Annotated in this window: 15 protein-coding genes; 6 read left to right on the top strand and 9 right to left on the bottom strand. The window is 71.0% G+C overall.

Annotation, left to right across the window (positions count from 1 at the left end; translation table 11 throughout):
• Positions 1 to 82: 82 nt before the first annotated feature.
• The 5 genes from ACWC5O_RS14410 to ACWC5O_RS14390 all read right to left on the bottom strand — a co-directional run bounded on the left by ACWC5O_RS14410 (position 83) and on the right by ACWC5O_RS14390 (position 5,602).
• Complete coding sequence (locus tag ACWC5O_RS14410; protein ID WP_450587385.1) at positions 83 to 1,321, bottom strand: branched-chain amino acid ABC transporter substrate-binding protein; 1,239 nt, start codon at positions 1,319 to 1,321, stop codon at positions 83 to 85.
• A gap of 291 nt (positions 1,322 to 1,612) precedes the next feature.
• The gene (locus tag ACWC5O_RS14405; protein WP_450587387.1) at positions 1,613 to 2,221 is read right to left on the bottom strand and encodes a Tat pathway signal sequence domain protein; all 609 of its coding nucleotides are present in this window, start codon (positions 2,219 to 2,221) and stop codon (positions 1,613 to 1,615) included.
• On the bottom strand, positions 2,218 to 2,646 hold the full coding sequence (locus ACWC5O_RS14400) for a hypothetical protein (RefSeq protein WP_450587389.1): 429 nt from the start codon (positions 2,644 to 2,646) through the stop codon (positions 2,218 to 2,220). The genes ACWC5O_RS14405 and ACWC5O_RS14400 overlap by 4 nt, the downstream gene beginning before the upstream one ends.
• A gap of 55 nt (positions 2,647 to 2,701) precedes the next feature.
• Complete coding sequence (locus tag ACWC5O_RS14395) at positions 2,702 to 3,193, bottom strand: hotdog fold thioesterase (RefSeq protein WP_450587390.1); 492 nt, start codon at positions 3,191 to 3,193, stop codon at positions 2,702 to 2,704.
• Positions 3,194 to 3,241: 48 nt separating this feature from the next.
• The gene (locus tag ACWC5O_RS14390; RefSeq protein WP_450587391.1) at positions 3,242 to 5,602 is read right to left on the bottom strand and encodes an FdhF/YdeP family oxidoreductase; all 2,361 of its coding nucleotides are present in this window, start codon (positions 5,600 to 5,602) and stop codon (positions 3,242 to 3,244) included.
• Positions 5,603 to 5,813: 211 nt separating this feature from the next.
• Between ACWC5O_RS14390 and polA the strand changes: the two genes are divergently transcribed.
• Together polA and ACWC5O_RS14380 are read left to right on the top strand one after the other, a co-directional pair.
• Positions 5,814 to 8,540 (top strand): DNA polymerase I, encoded by a 2,727-nt coding sequence (gene polA, locus ACWC5O_RS14385; RefSeq protein ID WP_450587393.1) that lies wholly within the window; start codon positions 5,814 to 5,816, stop codon positions 8,538 to 8,540.
• A gap of 272 nt (positions 8,541 to 8,812) precedes the next feature.
• Positions 8,813 to 9,220, top strand: coding sequence for a hypothetical protein (locus tag ACWC5O_RS14380; RefSeq protein ID WP_450587395.1), 408 nt, complete (start codon positions 8,813 to 8,815; stop codon positions 9,218 to 9,220).
• On the opposite strand, the gene ACWC5O_RS14375 is transcribed toward ACWC5O_RS14380, so the two are convergent.
• Complete coding sequence (locus tag ACWC5O_RS14375; RefSeq protein ID WP_450587397.1) at positions 9,138 to 9,995, bottom strand: DUF4184 family protein; 858 nt, start codon at positions 9,993 to 9,995, stop codon at positions 9,138 to 9,140. The two genes, ACWC5O_RS14380 and ACWC5O_RS14375, sit on opposite strands and share 83 nt — an antisense overlap.
• A gap of 320 nt (positions 9,996 to 10,315) precedes the next feature.
• On the opposite strand from ACWC5O_RS14375, the gene ACWC5O_RS14370 reads away from it, so the two are divergent.
• The 3 genes from ACWC5O_RS14370 (at position 10,316) to ACWC5O_RS14360 (ending at position 13,332) form a co-directional block, all read left to right on the top strand.
• Complete coding sequence (locus ACWC5O_RS14370; protein WP_450587399.1) at positions 10,316 to 12,022, top strand: lytic murein transglycosylase; 1,707 nt, start codon at positions 10,316 to 10,318, stop codon at positions 12,020 to 12,022.
• A 155-nt stretch (positions 12,023 to 12,177) separates the two neighbouring features.
• On the top strand, positions 12,178 to 12,312 hold the full coding sequence (locus ACWC5O_RS14365; protein ID WP_316753571.1) for an SPW_0924 family protein: 135 nt from the start codon (positions 12,178 to 12,180) through the stop codon (positions 12,310 to 12,312).
• Between the two features lie 27 nt (positions 12,313 to 12,339).
• Positions 12,340 to 13,332 (top strand): DUF3068 domain-containing protein, encoded by a 993-nt coding sequence (locus ACWC5O_RS14360; protein WP_450587401.1) that lies wholly within the window; start codon positions 12,340 to 12,342, stop codon positions 13,330 to 13,332.
• Here the strand turns inward: ACWC5O_RS14360 and hrpB are convergent.
• Both hrpB and ACWC5O_RS14350 read right to left on the bottom strand, forming a co-directional pair.
• Entirely contained in the window at positions 13,322 to 15,847 is a 2,526-nt protein-coding gene (gene hrpB, locus ACWC5O_RS14355) for an ATP-dependent helicase HrpB (protein WP_450587403.1), read from the bottom strand. The genes ACWC5O_RS14360 and hrpB overlap by 11 nt on opposite strands.
• A gap of 71 nt (positions 15,848 to 15,918) precedes the next feature.
• The gene (locus ACWC5O_RS14350; RefSeq protein ID WP_450587454.1) at positions 15,919 to 16,746 is read right to left on the bottom strand and encodes a class I SAM-dependent methyltransferase; all 828 of its coding nucleotides are present in this window, start codon (positions 16,744 to 16,746) and stop codon (positions 15,919 to 15,921) included.
• A 370-nt stretch (positions 16,747 to 17,116) separates the two neighbouring features.
• Here ACWC5O_RS14350 and rpsA point away from each other — a divergent pair, with 370 nt between their 5' ends.
• Positions 17,117 to 18,607 carry a 30S ribosomal protein S1 gene (rpsA, locus tag ACWC5O_RS14345; RefSeq protein WP_097255253.1) on the top strand — a complete coding sequence of 497 codons (1,491 nt, stop codon included), beginning with the start codon at positions 17,117 to 17,119 and terminating at the stop codon, positions 18,605 to 18,607.
• 156 nt (positions 18,608 to 18,763) lie between these two features.
• On the opposite strand, the gene ACWC5O_RS14340 is transcribed toward rpsA, so the two are convergent.
• Positions 18,764 to 19,723: a right-handed parallel beta-helix repeat-containing protein gene (locus tag ACWC5O_RS14340; RefSeq protein ID WP_450587405.1), complete on the bottom strand. Its 960-nt coding sequence runs from the start codon at positions 19,721 to 19,723 to the stop codon at positions 18,764 to 18,766.
• Positions 19,724 to 19,843 lie beyond the last annotated feature (120 nt).

The raw sequence follows: 19,843 nt of genomic DNA, 5'->3' as shown, positions 1-19,843 counted from the left end.
TTCGACGGATGTGGCCGGATGCGAGTCCGCGCGGGGCGCCATGGAACAGCGCCCCGCGCGGCTCGGCTGGTGCGGGTGTGGGTCAGCTGCCGTTGTAGGTGCCGGACTCCACGGCCTTCCAGGCACTGCCCGTGACGGAGTAGACGGTGAGCTGCTTGTTGGTCGCGTCACCGTACTCGTCGAAGGAGACCTTGCCGGTCACACCGTCGAAGGAGACGTTCTGCATCGCGGCGGTGATCTTCGCGCGAGCGTCGGACGGCAGCTTGCCGCCGTTGTCGTCGACGACCTTCTTCACGGCCTCGATGATCGACCAGGCCGAGTCGTAGGAGTAGCCGCCGTACGCCGCGTACGCCTCCTTGTAGCCCGCCGCCTTGTAGTTGGCGACGAACTCCTTGGCGGAGTCGAGCGTCTCGACCGGCGCGCCGACCGAGGTGGCCAGGTCGCCCTTGCCGGAGGCGCCGGCCAGCTTGATGAAGTCGTCGGCGTAGATGCCGTCACCGCCGACCAGCGGGATCTTGGCACCGGCGGCCTTGATCTGCTTGCTGAGCGGACCGGCCTGCGGGTACTCGCCACCGTAGTAGACCACCTGGGCACCGGAGTTCTTCACCTTGGTGGCGACCGCGGAGAAGTCCTTGGTGTCGGGGTTGATGTGCTCGGTGCCGACGATCTTGCCGCCGAGCTTCTTGAACTCGTCGGTGAACGTCCCGGCGAGGCCGGCGCCGTACGTCTTCTTGTCGTCGATGACGAAGGCCTTGGTCTTCTTGGCCTTGTTGTAGACGTACTGGGCGGCGAACGGGCCCTGGATGGCGTCCGTGGTCGCGGTGCGGAAGTACGACTTGTACTGGCGCGACTTCGACTTCCGCCAGTCGGGACCCTGGGTCAGGTCCGGGCTGGTGTTGGCCGGGGAGACCTCGACCAGCTTGGCGTCGTCGAAGACCTTCTGCATCGACTGGGCGACGGAGGAGTTCAGCGGACCGACGACGCCGAGGACGTCCTTCTCGCCGACGAACCCGGTGGCGTTCGTCTGGCCCGAGGAGGGCTGCGCCTGGTCGTCGCGCGCCTCGACCTTGAAGGTGATGCCCTTGACGTAGTTCTTCTTGTTGGCCGTCTTGGCCGCCAGGTCCACCGAGTTCCGGATGCCCAGGCCGAGCGCGGACAGGTCGCCGGTCAGCGGGGCGTCGACGCCGATGGTGACGGTGGTGCCGCCGCCGTTGCCGGAGTCCGAACCCTTGTCGCCGCTGTCGCGCGAGCCGCAGGCGGTGAGGGTGAGTGCACCCGCCGCCAGGGCGGCGGTGATGGCGATGAGCGAACGTTGACGCACGATCAGTCCTTTCCGATCGACGACCGCATCCCCGTGGAAACGGTCGAGCCGCTCGCGCCTGGCCGAAGTGAGAATCCGACTGCGCGGTGACTGGCCGTGACTCTAGGCGTGTGTGGGGAACGTGGAGGAGGGTCTGACCAATGCTGTGACGCTCTTGTTATGACACGAGGTAATGCAGAGCGGTACACGGTGGGGGGTACGCCGGAATTCAGGCCGATTCGCCCTGTCCGTATTGTGAGAACCCGCAGGAACTCACCATGATCCGTTCAGGTGTCTCAAGGGTTTTGGTGATTACACACCACTGTTGCTGCAGGCGACTTTCAGGGCGTGCGAGAGGTGCTGTGCGTAGTGGGGGCCGAGGATGAAACTCTGAATCTGCATTGCGCGCGTATTACGTAGAGTTACTTCCAGGAAAGGCATCCCGGCGTCCTTCGGGACCTTTCCGCATTCCGTCACTTGCATGATTATGGTGATCTTGCGGGGAGCGCCTGCCTTTGCCCGGAAGGGGACATGCGGCGCCGCTGCCACCGAGAGGCCGGCGTACGGCTGGGTGACCCGGGTCACGGTGACCGGCGGTCCCGACTCCACGCGCAACAGCACCTCGAAGCTGAAGCTGCGGGCCGGCGTGCCGGGCGGGGCGGTCCGCTCGCGCAGGTACGACATCGTCACCACCTGCGCGGGGTACGGCACTTGGGGCGGTGGCGGTTGCTGCGGGCGGGTCGCGTAGAGATAGCCGCCGCCCGCGAGCAGGAGCGCGACGGCGGCGAGGGCCAGGACGGCCCGGCGGTGGCGGGCGTTCAGGGACGAGAACAGTGCACGCCTTCGGTCGCGGGGCGCTTGCGGCGCGGTGTCCCACGCCTGCGTGCCCTCGCCGGGCTCCAGGGGGCCGATGCCGCTCATTGCCACGGACCTCCGCTCGGGGTTCCGTGCCGGTACCGCTCGGCGCAGGCTCTGCGGGCCTGACGGACGATCAACTCTTCGGCGGCCGCGGCTCCTTGGCGCCGCTCGGCCGCCCGCGCCGCGTCCACGACGTCGCGCAGGATCCCGTACTGCCCGTTGGACAGCCCCATGGACTGGTAGTCGCCGTAGGTTCCGCTGTCGAGCACCTTCCGCGACCAGTGCGCGACGATCCTCGCGCACAGCTTCGCGTCGGAGGTCTGCGACGCGTAGGCGGTGGCCGAGCCGTGGGCAGGGTGCCCGGGGCCGCTGGATCCGCCCGTGCCCGGCCCGGCGCCGTCCGTCCCGCCGCAGCCGCTCGTCCACAGCAGCGCCAGCGAGAGCGCCAGGAACCTCACCCCCGGCCGGGGGCCCCCATGCCGTCCCATGTGCCGAAGCTAAGGGGAGGGACGGCGAGGGGGCAACGGGGCGGCGGGGACGCTGTCAGTCGCCGGCGCGCCGGACGTGCGCCTCGTCGCCGGTCCGCACGTCCCGGAGCAGGCAGGTCAGCCGGGCGCTGCACACCCGGCGGCCCTCCTCGTCACTGATCACGATCTCGTACGTCGCCGTCGACCGCCCCCGGTGCGTCGGCGTGGCCACACCGGTCACCAGTCCGGAACGGACCCCGCGGTGGTGCGTGCAGTTCAGGTCCACGCCGACCGCGATCTTCGAGCTGCCGCCGTGCAGCATGGAGCCGACCGAGCCCAGGGTCTCCGCCAGCACCGCGGACGCGCCTCCGTGCAGCAGCCCGTACGGCTGGGTGTTGCCCTCCACCGGCATCGTGCCGACGACCCGCTCCGCCGACGCCTCCAGGATCTGCACGCCCATCCGCGTCCCGAGGTGACCCGCCGAGAACAGCGCGGGCAGGTCGACGCCGAGCGCGGCGTACTCGTCGATGACCTCCTGCGGGAATTTCACCTGCTGCTGCTCACCCATGGGCCCGGCTCCGTTCGTCGTACACCTGTCTCTTGGCTGAGCAAACGCTCAGTCGGTCGCCGATTGTTCCAGACGGGCTTCCGGCCGGGCCTCCGGGCGGCCCTCCAGCGTGCTCTCCAGGCGGACCACGACGGACTTGCTGGCCGGGGTGTTGCTGGTGTCGGCGGTGGCGTCCAGTGGCACGAGCACGTTGGTCTCCGGGTAGTACGCCGCCGCGCAGCCCCGCGTCGTCGGATAGTGCACGACACGGAAGCCGGGCGCCCGCCGCTCCACGCCGTCCTTCCACTCGCTCACCAGGTCCACGTACGACCCGTCGGTGACCCCCAGGGCCCGCGCGTCCTCCGGGTTCACCAGCACCACCCGGCGGCCGTTGGTGATGCCCCGGTAGCGGTCGTCCAGGCCGTAGATCGTGGTGTTGTACTGGTCGTGCGAGCGCAGCGTCTGCAGCAGCAGGCGGCCGTCGGGCAGCTCCGGGTACTCCACCGGCGCCGCCGTGAAGTTCGCCTTGCCGGTCGCCGTCGGGAAGCGGCGCTCGTCGCGCGGCGCGTGCGGCAGCGTGAAGCCACCAGGGCGGGCCACGCGCGCGTTGAAGTCCTCGAAACCGGGGATCACGCGCGCGATGCGGTCGCGGATCGTCGCGTAGTCCTGCTCGAACTCCTCCCACGGCACCTTGCTGTCCGCGCCGAGCACCCGGCGCGCCAGCCGGCAGACGATCGCCGGCTCGGACAGCAGCTGCGTGCTCGCCGGCGCGAGCCGCCCGCGCGAGGCGTGCACCATGCCCATGGAGTCCTCGACGGTGACGAACTGCTCTGTGCGTCTCCCGTTCGGGCCGACCTGCAGATCGCGTTCCGTACGGCCGAGTGTCGGCAGGATGAGGGCACGCGCGCCCGTGACGACGTGCGAGCGGTTGAGCTTGGTCGACACGTGCACGGTCAGCCGCGCGCGCCGCATGGCCGCCTCGGTGACGTCCGTGTCGGGAGAGGCGGAGACGAAGTTGCCGCCCATGGCGAAGAACACCTTCGCCTCGCCGTCCCGCAGCGCGCGGATGGCCCGTACGACGTCGAAACCGTGCTCGCGCGGGGGCGCGAACCCGAACTCCTTCTCCAGCGCGTCCAGGAACGCCGGGGCGGGCCGCTCGAAGATGCCCATCGTGCGGTCACCCTGCACGTTGGAGTGGCCGCGCACCGGGCACACTCCCGCGCCCGGGCGGCCGATGTTGCCGCGCAGGAGCAGGAAGTTGACCACTTCGCGGATGGTCGGGACGGCGTGCTTGTGCTGGGTGAGGCCCATCGCCCAGCAGACGATGGTCCGCTCGGAGGCGAGCACCATGCCGAGGGCCTGCTCGATCTCCTCCCGGGACAGGCCGGTCGCCTTGAGCGTCTCGTCCCAGTCGGCGGCACGCGCGGCCTCGGCGAACTCCTCGTACCCGTGCGTGTGTTCGCGGACGAACTCCTCGTCGACCGCGCCCGAGCCGGGGGCGCGGTCGTGCTCAGCCAGGATCAGCTTGTTGAGGAGACGGAACAGGGCCTGGTCGCCGCCGATACGGATCTGCAGGAACAGATCGGTGAGGGCGGCGCCCTTGAGCATGCCCTGCGGGGTCTGCGGGTTCTTGAACCGCTCCAGGCCGGCCTCGGGCAGCGGGTTGACGCTGATGATCCTCGCGCCGTTCGCCTTGGCCTTCTCCAGCGCGGAGAGCATGCGCGGGTGGTTCGTCCCGGGGTTCTGCCCGGCGACGACGATCAGGTCGGCCTTGTAGATGTCCTCCAGCAGGACGCTGCCCTTGCCGATGCCGATCGTCTCGGAGAGCGCCGAGCCGGACGACTCGTGGCACATGTTCGAGCAGTCGGGCAGGTTGTTCGTGCCCAGCTCGCGCGCGAAGAGCTGGTACAGGAACGCGGCCTCGTTGCTGGTCCGCCCCGACGTGTAGAAGACGGCCTCGTCGGGCGAGCCGAGGGCGGAGATCTCCTCCGCGATGATGTCGAAGGCACGCTCCCAGCTGACCGGCTCGTAGTGATCTCCGCCCTCGGGGAGATGCATGGGATGCGTGAGCCGCCCCTGCTGCCCCAGCCAGTACCCGCTCCTGGTGGACAGGTCGGCCACCGAGTGCGCGGCGAAGAACTCCGGGGTGACCCGGCGCAGGGTGGCCTCCTCGGCCACCGCCTTCGCGCCGTTCTCGCAGAACTCCGCCTTGTGCCGGTGGTCCGGCTCCGGCCAGGCGCAGCCGGGGCAGTCGAAGCCGTCCTTCTGGTTCACCCGCAGCAGGGTCAGCGCGGTGCGCTTCACGCCCATCTGCTGCTGGGCGATGCGCAGGGTGTGCCCGATGGCGGGCAGCCCCGCCGCCGCGTGCTTCGGCTCCGCGACCTGCGGCGCGTCCTGAACCGGATCACCCTTGGGCGGCTTGGTCGCCATCGCACGGTCCCCTTCGACTGCGTGTGAGAAGTACGCCTCCGATCCTCCCACGGGGCACCGACAGCGGTGAGCCCCGGTCCTGCCGGGCGACGGGAGCAGTGCCTGTGCCGGGGTCTGCGGGGTTCCGGCCGGGATTCGCGGGCTTCCGGCCCGTGGGGTGCCGAACCCGCCGCGGCCCGGAGTGTCAGTGGGGCGTGGCAGGATCGGGGGCGTGGCAGAGACAGCATCGAAGAAGACCGACAAGAACCCCGGCGGCACCCGTCCGCGGCTGATGCTCATGGACGGGCACTCGCTGGCCTACCGCGCGTTCTTCGCGCTGCCCGCGGAGAACTTCACGACCGCGACGGGCCAGCCGACGAACGCGATCTACGGCTTCGCGTCGATGCTGGCCAACACCCTGCGTGACGAGGCCCCCACGCACTTCGCGGTGGCCTTCGACGTCTCCCGCAAGACCTGGCGCTCCGAGCAGTTCACCGAGTACAAGGCGAACCGCTCCAAGACGCCCGACGAGTTCAAGGGCCAGGTCGAGCTGATCGGCGAGCTGCTCGACGCCATGCACGCGCCGCGCTTCGCCGTCGAGGGCTTCGAGGCCGACGACATCATCGCCACCCTCGCCACCCAGGCCGAGGCCGCGGGTTTCGAGGTGCTGATCGTCACCGGCGACCGCGACTCCTTCCAGCTGGTCACCGAGAACACGACCGTGCTGTACCCGACGAAGGGCGTCTCGGAGCTGACCCGCTTCACCCCGGAGAAGGTTTTCGAGAAGTACGGATTGACGCCCGCCCAGTACCCCGACTTCGCGGCCCTGCGCGGCGACCCGTCCGACAACCTCCCCGGCATCCCCGGAGTCGGGGAGAAGACCGCCGCGAAGTGGATCAACCAGTTCGGCTCGTTCGCGGAGCTGGTCGAGCGCGTCGACGAGGTCAAGGGCAAGGCCGGGCAGAACCTCCGCGACCACTTGGAGGCGGTCAAGCTCAACCGCCGCCTCACCGAGCTGGAGCGCCAGGTCGAGCTGCCGAGGACGGTCACCGACCTGGAGCGGGGCCCGTACGACCGCAAGACCGTCGCGATGGTCCTGGACACCCTGGAGATCCGCAACCCCTCCCTGCGCGAGCGTCTCTTCGCCGTCGACCCGGGCACCGAGGAGGCCGAGACCACCCCGGTCGCGACGGACGGTGTGGAACTGGACGGCAAGATCCTCGGCACCGGCGAGCTCGCCCCCTGGCTGGCCGAGCACGGCACCGGGACCCTCGGCGTCGCCACGGTCGACACCTGGGCCCTGGGCACCGGCTCGGTCGCCGAGGTCGCCCTGGCGGCGGCCGGGGGAGCGGCCGCCTGGTTCGACCCCGCCGAGCTGGACGAGACCGACGAGAACGCGTTCGCGTCCTGGCTGGCCGACACCGGCCGTCCGAAGGTGTTCCACAGTGCCAAGGGCGCGATGCGCGTCTTCGCCGAGCACGGCTGGAGCGTCGAGGGCGTCGCCATGGACACGGCCCTCGCCGCCTACCTGGTCAAGCCGGGCCGTCGCTCCTTCGACCTGGACGCGCTGTCCCTGGAGTACCTGCACCGCGAGCTGGCCCCCGCCGCCACGGCCGACGGCCAGCTGGCCTTCGGCGCGGACGACGGCGCCGAGGCCGAGGCGCTGATGATCCAGGCCCGCGCCGTCCTCGACCTGGGCGAGGCCTTCGAGGCACGCCTCCAGGAGGTCGGTGCCGCCGACCTCCTGCGGGACATGGAGCTGCCCACCTCCGCCCTGCTCGCCCGCATGGAGCGCCACGGCATCGCCGCCGACCGCGCGCACCTCGAGGCGATGGAGCAGATGTTCGCGGGTGCCGTGCAGCAGGCCGTGAAGGAGGCCCACGCGGCCGCCGGCCACGAGTTCAACCTGGGCTCCCCCAAGCAGCTCCAGGAAGTCCTCTTCGGGGAGCTGGCCCTGCCCAGGACGAAGAAGACCAAGACCGGCTACACCACCGACGCCGACGCCCTCGCCTGGCTCGCCACCCAGACCGACAACGAACTGCCGGTGATCATGCTCCGGCACCGCGAGCAGGCGAAGCTGCGCGTCACGGTCGAGGGCCTGATCAAGACCGTCGCCGGCGACGGCCGTATCCACACCACCTTCAACCAGACGGTGGCCGCGACCGGCCGGCTGTCCTCCACGGACCCGAACCTGCAGAACATCCCGGTCCGCACCGACGAGGGCCGGGCGATCCGCCGCGGCTTCGTGGTCGGCGAGGGCTTCGAGTCCCTGATGACCGCCGACTACAGCCAGATCGAGCTGCGCGTGATGGCCCACCTCTCCGAGGACGAGGGCCTGATCGAGGCGTTCACCTCCGGTGAGGACCTGCACACCACGGTCGCCTCCCAGGTCTTCTCGGTCGAGCGGGACGCGGTGGACGCGGAGATGCGCCGCAAGATCAAGGCCATGTCCTACGGCCTGGCGTACGGTCTCTCCGCCTTCGGTCTCTCCCAGCAGCTGAACATCGAGGCGGCCGAGGCACGCGCCCTGATGGACACCTACTTCGAGCGCTTCGGCGGTGTCCGGGACTATCTGCGCCGGGCGGTCGACGAGGCGCGGGCGACGGGCTACACCGCGACGCTCTTCGGGCGCCGCCGCTACCTCCCCGACCTCAACAGCGACAACCGCCAGCGCCGCGAGGCGGCCGAGCGCATGGCCCTGAACGCGCCGATCCAGGGCACGGCGGCCGACATCGTCAAGATCGCCATGCTCAACGTCGACCGGGCCCTGCGCGAGGCGGACCTCAAGTCCCGCATGCTCCTCCAGGTCCACGACGAAATCGTGCTGGAGATCGCCCCCGGCGAGCGCAAGGCCACCGAGGAGATCGTCCGCCACGAGATGGCGAACGCGGTCCACCTGAGGGCCCCGCTCGACGTCTCGGTGGGCGTGGGCCCGGACTGGGAGTCGGCGGCGCACTAGCCTTCGGCGACTCAGCGGAGGGGCGTTTTCAGCCAAGGGCTGGACAACGCCCCTCCGCCGTCCGACGGTCGCTCCTTCTGCACAGGGCGCCAGTCACTTCTCCGCCGCACCCGCCGCATCCCGTCGGCGCACTTCGGTGGTGCCGAACCAACCGTGCCCTGCACGGCCACCCCACCCACCCGCACCAATCCCGGCCGGACCCCGGAGGGCGTTTCACTCACGTGGCCCCCGCCAAAACGCCCCCCGGGCCCCGTAACCGCAACACTGCGAGCATGGGTATACGCATGCTCCACCGCCGGACGCCCGAGGCGCAGGGCGGCACCCCGGCCCCAGCGGACACCGCCCCGGACCGGGCCACGCCCGCCTCGCCGGTCCCGGCCCTCGCGGCCGACGCAAGCACCGCCCGCATCCCCGCCGACCTGGCCACGACCGTACGCAGGGCCGCGGTGGACCTCCGGCGCCGAGTGGCCGCCCGCACCCGCCGCGCCCCCGACTGGCGCGCCTGGCCCGATCTCGCCCGCGGCTACCTCGCGCTGCTGCTCACCCTGATCCCGAGAGCCAGGCCCCGGCGCACCCTCACCGTGTTCGTGGCCCCCGTCATCGAGCGGCCGGCCGGTCCCGCCGGGCACCGACCGCCGCTGCGGGACTGCCCGGAACCGGGGCAGGGCGCCACACCCTGACCCCCACCGCGTACACCAGCACCCCGAGGACCAGCCCGGCGCCCACACCGAAGCACAGGGTGGGCACCAGGTCCCAGGGCTTCTCGTGCGCACCCCAGTACTCCCACCACCGCGTCGCCCGCTGCACCGCTCCCGCCAGGGCGCAGCCGCCGAGCACTGCGGCGGCCCACCGACGGTCCCGTACGGACAGCGCGGGCACCGCCACCGGCTCGCCGGCCGGCGCCCGCCGCAGCGCACGTACCAGGAACACGGCGATCACCACGGCGGCCACCGCGGACGTGCCGTACTGCAGCCACGAGTAGAGCGGCATGCCCGCCAGACCCCGGCCGAGGGCCGGAACCAGCCGGGACCCCCACCGGTCGTGATGCGTGAACGCGTCCCACACGACGTGCGTCAGCGCGCCGAGCACCGCGGAGACGTACCACCACAGCACCGAGACGGCCCGCACGCGCGCGTGTGGCGCACCGCAGCGCAGCAGAGCGGCCGGCCGCCCCTGCCGGCCCCGGGGCAGCAGGGCCACCAGCGGCTCCCGGACCAGCAGCCACAGCCCCACCAGCGCCCAGGAGATGGGCACGTCGACGCCGACCACACCGGCGAAGGAGTGCGTCACCGCCCCGAACTCCATGCCGCCCGGCAGGACGCTCGCGGCGTAGTAGGTCATGTCGGGCGCGAAGGAGCCCGCGACGAGCACCGAGGGCACCAGCCGGCCCCGGCCGCCGCCGTTCCGGCGGATGGCGGGCAGCACGGCCGCCGCATGGCTGAGCGTGAACGGCAACAGAGCCCCCTGGAGCGGTCGTCGGCCGTGGCACCGGAACCGGTGATCATGCGCGTCCAGTATGCGTGAGTACCGTTCGACGCCCGTCACACCAACGGAAGTTGGCCAACCGGTGAAAACCGGGCGCGAACCGGTGCCTGCTCAAAGGAAGGTGTCGTAGGGTCACCTGGGTCGCAGTGCCGGGTGCACGTTCGAACGTACGTCGCGCGGATGGAAAGGCGGGAACAGGGGGCAACCAGAGCACCGGGTCAACCGTCAGACCAGAGCGAGGCACACGGACGGAGACGGACGCACAGGCGTCCACGGGAGGGGTTCACTCTATGGCGGCGCACATCGGCAGGCGGCTGCGCAAGGGAGCGGCGACCACCGCCGTGGCCGCGGCGGCGGTCGCGGCTCTGTCCGCGTCCCAGGCTCCGGGAGCCACCGGCGAGGACCACGGCAGACAGTCCGCGGCCGGCGCCAGCGCCCCGGTACCGGACGTGGCCACCGACGGCAACGCCACCGGCAACTCGCCGTACTACACGGACCTGCCGCCGCTCAACAGCCCCAACCCCAGCCCGTCGCCCACCATCGGCACGCCCGTCTCCCGGGACCCGGCCGAGGCCGGTATCCCCGCGACCGTCCTCGACGCCTACAAGAAGGCCGAGGCCGAGCTGCGCACCTCCAAGCCGGGCTGCAACCTGCCCTGGCAACTCCTGGCCGCCATCGGCAAGGTCGAGTCGGGCCACGCCCGCGGCGGCCGCGTCGACGCCGACGGCACCACGCTGAGCCCGATCCTCGGCCCGCAGCTCGACGGCAACGGCTTCGCGCTCATCAAGGACACCGACCACGGCAAGTACGACGGCAACAGCGCCTACGACCAGGCCGTCGGCCCGATGCAGTTCATCCCGTCCACCTGGGCCTGGGCCGGCCGCGACGGCAACGGCGACGGCAAGGCGGACCCCAACAACGTCTACGACGCCGCGCTCGCCGCGGGCCACTACCTGTGCCGCAACGACTGGGACCTGTCCAGCGACGCCGGCCTGCACAGCGCGATCCTCAGCTACAACAACTCGCAGGACTACCTGAACCTGGTCCTGAACTGGCTGGAGTACTACCGCAAGGGCTCCCACTCCGTGCCCGACGGCACCGGCGGCGTGCCCTCCCGCCGCAGCGACGACGGCTCGAAGCACACCACGAAGCCCTCCGACCCGCCGAAGACCAAGCCGGACCCGGACAAGCCCGGCGGCGGCAAGGGGCACCACGACCCGAAGCCGCCAAAGCCGCCGAAGCCGCCGAAGCCGCCCACCCCCTCCGACACCGTGGACCACCTGGAGGACGCGAGCACCGGCACCGCGAAGCTCACCGCGATGGCCGGTGACGCGTTCGCCCAGCGGATCAGCACCCGCGCCGAGACCAAGGCCGGGGCGGCCGTCGGCAAGGTCCGGATCCGGTTCACCATCACCGGCGACACCGACGCCACGTTCGCCGGCGGCGAGACCGTGGCCACGATCGCCACCGACGCCAAGGGCGTGGCGCTCGCACCGGCGCTCGAGGCGGGCGAGAAGACCGGCGACTTCAAGATCACCACCGCTGTCGTCGGCCGCCAGGTCAAGGGGGTCGACTACACGGCCACCGTCACCGCCCGCGCCGCCGACACCCTCGCCCGCACCAGCGACACCCCGCTGACCTGCACCCCGGGCGGCGAGTTCGCCGACCAGGTCCAGGTGAAGGCGACGTACAAGGGCACCGTCGCCGACAAGGTCGCGGCCACCGCCACACTGATCAAGTCGGCCGACGACGCCACCGAGAACGACAAGGGCCCCTACTTCAAGGACGCCGACGGGAAGGCCGTACGCACCCTCACCGGCCTCCAGACGGACGACAAGGGCCTGCTGACGCTGCCGAAGCTGTACGCGGACGACGTCACCGGCACCTTCCTGCTCCGGATCACCACCACCGGCGGCGCGACCCTCACCGTCGAGCTGAAGGTCGCCGCGGCCGACGCCTCGGCCAGCCCCTCGCCGAGCCCGTCCGCGACGTCCTGACGGCACGGACCCGACCCCGGGCGGCAGGGCGCCTCTTCCGTCATGGCGGAGGGGGCGCCCTTGTCTGTGTGCGCGACGTGTTCTCATCTCACGCGCGCGTTGCTACGGTGCCGAACCTGACGACCCATCAGGAACCGTCCGCCGGGAGGCCCCGCATGCGCGCCCTGATCGCCGCCGCGACCGGTCTCGCCCTCGCGCTCGCCCTGGTCCTCGCGATCACCGCCATGGGTGCGCCGACGGGCCGGACGTCCCCCAAGCCGCTGCTGACGACGGTGCCCGCGCACCCGTAGCAGCGCCCGTCCGGGAGGGAGGCCGGAATGCGCCGCAAGGCAAGCCTGGTCCTGCTCGCCTGCGCCGTGTTCTTCGCGGCGCTGTCCCCGCTGCTGCGCTGGTACGCCTTCCCGCGCCTGGCCAGGATCCCCGCGAACCAGTACCAGGACATGGTCTTGGAGGCCAGGGGCGCGACCCTCCTCGACTACGGCACCATGCGCGCGAAGAAGGTCTCCAGGGTGACCATCGTGCAGACCCTCAAGGGCGACGTGGAGGCCGCCGAGCGGATCGAGAAGACCGCGGGACGGCCCGTCGTCGTCTGGGACGGGCTGTCCTACGTCCAGGGCCCCGACGGCAAGATGGTCTCCCGGATCCCGGAGCGCTACATCTTCGACGCCCACAGCCAGGACCCCGTCCACGCCACCGGCGAGTCGGTCGACGGCGACCCGGTCAAGCGGGACGGCATCGAGTTCAAGTGGCCCTTCCTGACCCAGAAGCGCGACTACGAGTACTTCGACGCGCAGGCCCGCACCACCAGCCCCATCCACTACAAGGGCACCCAGACCTTCCGCGGCCTGAAGGTCTACTACTTCGAACAGACCATCCCCTGGACCAAGGTAGCCATGCCCAAGGCCATGCCGGTTCAGGGCATCACCCCCGAGTCGGTGGCCAAGACCGGCACCACCCGCTGGTACAGCACGGTCCGGAGGTTCTGGGTCGAGCCCGTCACCGGAGCGCCCGTCTACGGCGAGGAGCTCCACAAGGAGGAGCTGCGCGGCGGCACCCTCCTCGGCGGCCGCGCCAAGGTAACGGCGTTCGCCGGGGACGTGAAGATGCGCGAGGACTACATCGAGCACACCGTCGCCCTGGTCAAGCACAACCGCACCCTGGTCCTGCTGATGACCTCCTACCTGCCCTGGAGCTTCCTGAGCCTCGGCCTCCTGCTCCTCGCGCTCTCCCTCTGCCTGGAGGCACGCGGACGCCGCCCCGAGGGCCCGGCACCCGCACAGGCGACGGAACCCGAACCGGTCAGCGCCTGAGCCGCGCGTTGGTGTGCCGGGTGGGCTCGGCGGTCGCCGGGTCCTCGGGCCACGGATGCTTCGGATAGCGCCCGCGCAGCTCCGCGCGCACGCCCTTGTAGCCGTCCTTCCAGAAGGAGGCGAGGTCGGCTGTCACGGCGGCGGGCCGTCCGGCGGGGGAGAGGAGATGGACGAGCACCGGAACCCCGGCCACCGCCGGGGTCTCCTGCAACCCGAACATCTCCTGCAGCTTCACCGCGAGGACGGGCCGCTCCGGGTCCCCGTAGTCGATCCGGATTCTGGACCCACTGGGTACGGCGATCCGTTCGGGCGCCAGCTCGTCCAGCCGGGCGGCCTCCCCGCTCGCCCAGGGCAGCAGCCGCGCGAGCGCCTGTCCGGCGTCGATCCGCCCGAGATCGGCCCGTCTCCGGGCCCGGCTCAGCTCCGGCTCCAACCACTCGTCCGCGCGCGCGTGCAGCGCTTCGTCCGACACGTCCGGCCACGGCTCCCCGAGGTGCGCACGCAGAAACGCCAGCCGCTGCCGCAGCACCTCCGCCTCCGGCGACCACCGCAACAGCCCGAACCCCTCCTGGCGGAGCCCTTCGAGGAGGGCGCCGCGCACGAGCCCGGGTTCGACGTCCTTCAGGGGCCGTACGGCCAGCTCGATGGCCCCGAGCCGTTCGACCCGCCGGGCTACGACATCCCCGTCGGCCCAGTGCACCTCGTCCCGCTCCTCGAGCAGGGCCCCGGCCGCCGCTCGCGCCACGTCCTCGTGCACGGCGGCTCCGAGCCGCACCCGCGCGTGCCCCTTTCCGCCGGGTCGGTCGGCGACGGCGACGACGATCCAGGGTGCGCCGCGCAGAGCGGACCCGTCGTCCAGCTCGGCCCTGGTCCCCGACGCCATGAGGTAGGAACCACCGTCGAGCTTGGCGACCCGCTCGGGGAAGGCGAGCGCGGCGACCAGCCCGGCGATCCGGTCGTCACCGGTGCCGGGCCCGGCCTGGACGTCCACGTGTGACTGACGGTCGTGGGTGGGCGGGTGCGAAAACTCCTCCGATACGGCCCGCAGGCGCCGTACTTCCGCAGCCCACCGCCCCGCGTAGGCGTCACCGCCACGCCGAGCACGCCGCAACGCACCCGCAAGATCATCCCCGTAATCCCGCGGCACCTCTTCAGAAAGCAGAGCGACAACCGAGGCACCCCCACCGGAGGTGTCCAGCAAGGCCCGCCCCAGCCGAGGGTGCACCCCCAACCGCCCCAGCCGCACACCGACATCGGTGGCCCGGCCGGCGGAGTCCACCGCCCCCACCGCTGTCAGCACGGAGCGCGCCGCAGCCATGGCCCCACCGGGTGGCGGATCCAGCAACGCCAGCCCGGAGGCGTCCCGATCGCCCCAGCAGGCCGCCTGAAGGGCGAACGCGGTCAGGTCGGCCACCTTGATCTCCGGCGCCGGGAAGGCCGGCAGACGCACGTCCTCGGCCTCCGTCCAGCACCGGTACACCACACCCGGTGCCTCACGTCCGGCCCGCCCCGCCCGCTGCCGCCCGGCAGCCCGCGACGCCCGCACCGTCGCCAGTCCGCTCAGCCCGCGCGCGTGGTCCACACGCGGCTCCCGTGCCAGCCCCGAGTCGACCACCACCCGCACCCCGGGCACCGTCAGCGACGACTCCGCCACGGACGTGGCCAGCACCACCCGGCGCCGCTCGCCGGGAGCCAGCACCGCGTCCTGGACGGCGGCCGGCGCCCGCCCGTGCACCTGCAGCACCTCGACCTCACCCGGATGGCCCAGCTGCCCGGCCACGCGCGCGATCTCGCCCACTCCGGGCAGGAAACACAGCACGTCCCCCTCCCGCTCGGCCAGCGCCCGCCGCACCACCGACGCCACATGCCCCAGCAGCGCAGGATCGACCCACATGCCGTGCGGCGGCCGTACCGCACGCGCGGGCGGCGCCCAGACCACGTCCACCGGATGCGAGACCCCCTCGGCCTCCACCACCGGAGCGTTGCCGAGCAGCCGCGCCCAGCCCTGCGCGTCCGTGGTCGCCGAAGCGGCCAGCAGCCGAAGTTCCGGCCGCAGCGTCTGCCGTACGTCCCAGAGGAAGGCGGCCACCGTGTCGGCGTCCAGATGCCGCTCATGGCACTCGTCGAGCACCACCACGTCGACGCCGGCCAGCTCCGGATCCCGTTGCAGCCGCTGCAACAGCACACCGGTCGTCACCACCTCCACGCGCGCGCGGCGCCCCACGACCCGCTCGCCGCGCACCGTGAAGCCGACGCTCTCGCCGGGCTTCTCGCCCAGCAGCCACGCCATCCGCCGGGCCGCCGCGCGCGTCGCGATCCGCCGCGGCTCGGCCACCACGACCCGCCGCGCCGGGCCGCCGCCGACCAGCCCCGCCAGCACGAGCGGTGCCAGCGTCGTCTTGCCGGTACCGGGCGGCGCCACGAGCACGGCGGTGCCGTGCCCCTCCAGGGCGTCGCTCAGGGCGGGCAGGGCGGCACGGACGGGCAGCGCGTCCAGGGCGTCGTAACGGATCACGCCCCTAGTGTCGTACGACGTCGAAAACGCCCCGCACGCGCGCGTGCGGGGCGTTCAGTGAGCGACGCCGCTCAGTCCCGCTCGCAGACGAAGATCGCCGTACCCGGGATCAGGTTCCCGCGCAGCGGAGACCAGCCGCCCCACTCCGAGGTGTTCCAGGCCGGCCACTCCGGCTCCACCAGGTCCACGAGCCGGAAGCCCGAGGCCACGATGTCCCGGACCCGGTCGCCGAGCGTCCTGTGGTGCTCGACGTACACCGCGCGGCCCTCGTCGTCCTGCTCCACGTAGGGCGTGCGGTCGAAGTAGGACGCGGACACCGACAGGCCCTCGGGGCCGGGCTCGTCCGGGAACGCCCAGCGGATCGGGTGCGTCACCGAGAAGACGAACCGGCCACCCGGCCGCAGTACCCGCCGCACCTCGCGCAGCACCAGCCGTGGGTCGGCCACGAACGGCAGCGCCCCGTACGCGGAGCACGCCAGGTCGAAGGAGCCGTCCGCGAAGGGCAGCGCGCCGGCGTCGGCGCAGATCAGGGGAAACGATCGGCCGATGCGCAGGGCGTGCTGGAGCTGGCGGTGCGAGAGGTCCAGGGCCACCGGGTGGGCGCCCTGGGCGGCGAGCCAGCGCGCGCACTGGGCCGCGCCCGCGCCTATCTCCAGGACGTCCTTGCCCTTCAGGTCCTCCGGGGCGCCGAGCAGTTCGGCCTCCACCTCGTCCAGGCCCTCCGGGCCCCACACGAAGCGGTCGTCGCCCAGGAACGTGCCGTGCTCGACCTGGTACTCGTCGGCGTTTCGGTCCCACCAGCCACGGTTGGCCCGGGTGCTCTCCGCGACCCCGGCGTCACGTCGGGTGGCTTCCGGCTCGAACCCCTCAGGGTCGAGCGCTTCGGACTCTTGGATGATCGGCTCCCTCGTCGTACTCTTCCGTGCAACCCGCCCGGGCGAGTGCGTCGCGGAAGGGGTCCCACGGCCCCTGCGTGGCCTCCTGGGACGATTCTTGTGCCGGGTATGCGGCGATCCGCCCCGGGTGTGCGCCTTCGCGCATTGACCCTGCCCGGCTGCCCCCGTATGCTACAAGTTGCGCTGCGGGCCTGCGCACCTCAGACGTAGCAGGCTGCGCTCGCATCTGTTGTATGTCCCCTCGGTTGTCGAGGCGCCATCACCAGTCTCTGGTGGGGCGCTTCCTTGGCTGTCCGGCTTCTGCAGAGCGAAACGGGCTCCCGGCGTAAGCAGTACCTACGACTTCAATGTCCGTACCGGAGCCCTTTCCCACATGACGAGCAGCACCGAGACCACCGCCACCACCCCGCAGGTAGCGGTCAACGACATCGGTAACGAGGAAGCCTTCCTCGCAGCGATCGACGAGACGATCAAGTACTTCAACGACGGCGACATCGTCGACGGCGTCATCGTGAAGGTCGACCGGGACGAGGTCCTGCTCGACATCGGTTACAAGACCGAAGGTGTCATCCCGAGCCGCGAGCTCTCGATCAAGCACGACGTCGACCCGAACGAGGTCGTCGCCGTCGGCGACGAGATCGAGGCCCTGGTCCTCCAGAAGGAGGACAAGGAAGGCCGCCTGATCCTCTCGAAGAAGCGCGCCCAGTACGAGCGTGCCTGGGGCACCATCGAGAAGATCAAGGAAGAGGACGGCATCGTCACCGGTACCGTCATCGAGGTCGTCAAGGGTGGTCTCATCCTCGACATCGGCCTCCGTGGCTTCCTCCCGGCCTCCCTGGTCGAGATGCGCCGCGTTCGCGACCTCCAGCCGTACGTCGGCAAGGAGCTCGAGGCCAAGATCATCGAGCTGGACAAGAACCGCAACAACGTGGTCCTGTCCCGCCGCGCCTGGCTCGAGCAGACCCAGTCCGAGGTCCGCCAGACGTTCCTCACGACCCTCCAGAAGGGTCAGGTCCGTTCCGGCGTCGTCTCCTCGATCGTCAACTTCGGTGCCTTCGTGGACCTGGGTGGCGTCGACGGTCTGGTCCACGTCTCCGAGCTGTCCTGGAAGCACATCGACCACCCGTCCGAGGTTGTCGAGGTCGGCCAGGAGGTCACCGTCGAGGTTCTCGACGTCGACATGGACCGCGAGCGTGTCTCCCTGTCGCTGAAGGCGACCCAGGAAGACCCGTGGCAGCAGTTCGCCCGGACCCACCAGATCGGTCAGGTCGTCCCGGGTAAGGTCACCAAGCTGGTTCCGTTCGGTGCGTTCGTCCGCGTGGACGAGGGCATCGAGGGTCTGGTCCACATCTCCGAGCTGGCCGAGCGCCACGTGGAGATCCCGGAGCAGGTCGTCCAGGTCAACGACGAGATCTTCGTCAAGGTCATCGACATCGACCTCGAGCGTCGTCGCATCAGCCTCTCGCTGAAGCAGGCCAACGAGTCCTTCGGTGCCGACCCGGCCTCGGTCGAGTTCGACCCGACCCTGTACGGCATGGCCGCGTCCTACGACGACCAGGGCAACTACATCTACCCCGAGGGCTTCGACCCCGAGACCAACGACTGGCTCGAGGGCTACGAGAAGCAGCGCGAGGAGTGGGAGCGCCAGTACGCCGAGGCGCAGTCCCGCTTCGAGCAGCACCAGCAGCAGGTCATCAAGTCCCGCGAGGCCGACGCTGCCGCTGCCGCCGAGGGTGGCGAGGCCGCCGCTCCGGCCGCGACCGGCGGTTCGTACTCCTCCGAGGGCGCGGACACCTCTGGTGCCCTGGCCTCGGACGAGGCGCTGGCCGCGCTTCGCGAGAAGCTGGCCGGTGGCCAGAGCTGAGCGCTAGCCGCTGGGCTTAGCCGATAGTTCTGAGGGGCCGTACCTTTCGAGGTGCGGCCCCTCAGACTTGTTCGGGAGCCTGCCGGTCGTCGTTCTGTCGCCGGCCGTCTGGTCGCGCAGTTCCCCGCGCCCCTTGGGGAGTTCGGGTCGCCCGTGTCAGGAAGTGACCGGGATGTTGGTCAGGCCCTTGCCGCCGGTCGCCGTGTTGGTGCTGTAGACCGTCGTCCTGCAGCTTGTGCTGTAGTTCGTCACGTCGATCGCCAGCCGGGTCGAGCCGGTGGCGCCGGTCAAAGTTGACTTGTTGTTCTTGAAAACCGTGCCGCAGCCCCAGCCGGACTGCTGGGTGTGGGTCTGGTAGCCGTCGTTGCTGGTGTTCCGGCCGGTGTTGTCCTGGACGAGGACGTTGTCGCCCTTCACGTCGACCCAGGAGTCGTCGTAGTTGGCGCCGGTCAGCCCGCTGCCGTCGAACGTGTTGCCGACGATCTGCGCGCCCGTCGTGCCCTCCTTGATGTCGACGTTCTCGCCGCCGACGCCGGGGCCGATCGTGTTGTTCAGGATCTGGATGCGGTCGCTCTTGTCCAAGAGCGTGTTCGCGGTCCCCACGTAGACGCCCTCGCCCATGCCCCGGCCGTCGTTCCCGGTGTCGTAGATCCGCGAGTTCCTGATCACGCCGTCCGTGCTGGAGTTGCGGAAGTGCACGCCCTCCATGTCGAGCCCGTGCACCGTGACGCCGTCCACCACGACACCCTTGGCCGAGTCGATCATGATGCCCTTCTGGCCGCCGGTCACGGTCAGCCCGCTGACCGTCCAGTAGGACGCGCCGTTCAGGTGCAGGCCGTAGCCGCCGCTCGCGGTGAGTACGGCCTTGGGGGAGCCGGTGAGGGTGATGCGCGCCGTGGCGCCGGCCGGTGTGGTCGCCTTGAAGTTGCCGGTGTACGTGCCGTCCGCGAGATGGATCGTGTCGCCCGGCTTCGCGTTGCCGAGCGCGGTCTTGAGCTGGGCCGCGGTGCCGACCTCGATGGTCGAGGCGGCCGGGGCCGGGCCCGCGGACAGGAGCAGACCGCCGGTGGCGGTGGTCGCGGCGAGCAGGGAGGTGAGCAGCGTGCGCGTGCGCATGAGGGGTGCCTTCCCGTCGTACGGACACGAGATCTCATACATGAACGTTGTGCGTGAATATGAACTCCGGTCTTCGTGAAGGTACGGACCAGTTGACGGGGCGTCAAGGTGTGCGGAGCG

This window comes from Streptomyces sp. NPDC001450, assembly GCF_053597295.1.
The sequence above is the reverse complement of the archived record's forward strand: the minus strand, read 5'-3'. Positions and strand labels throughout refer to the sequence as shown.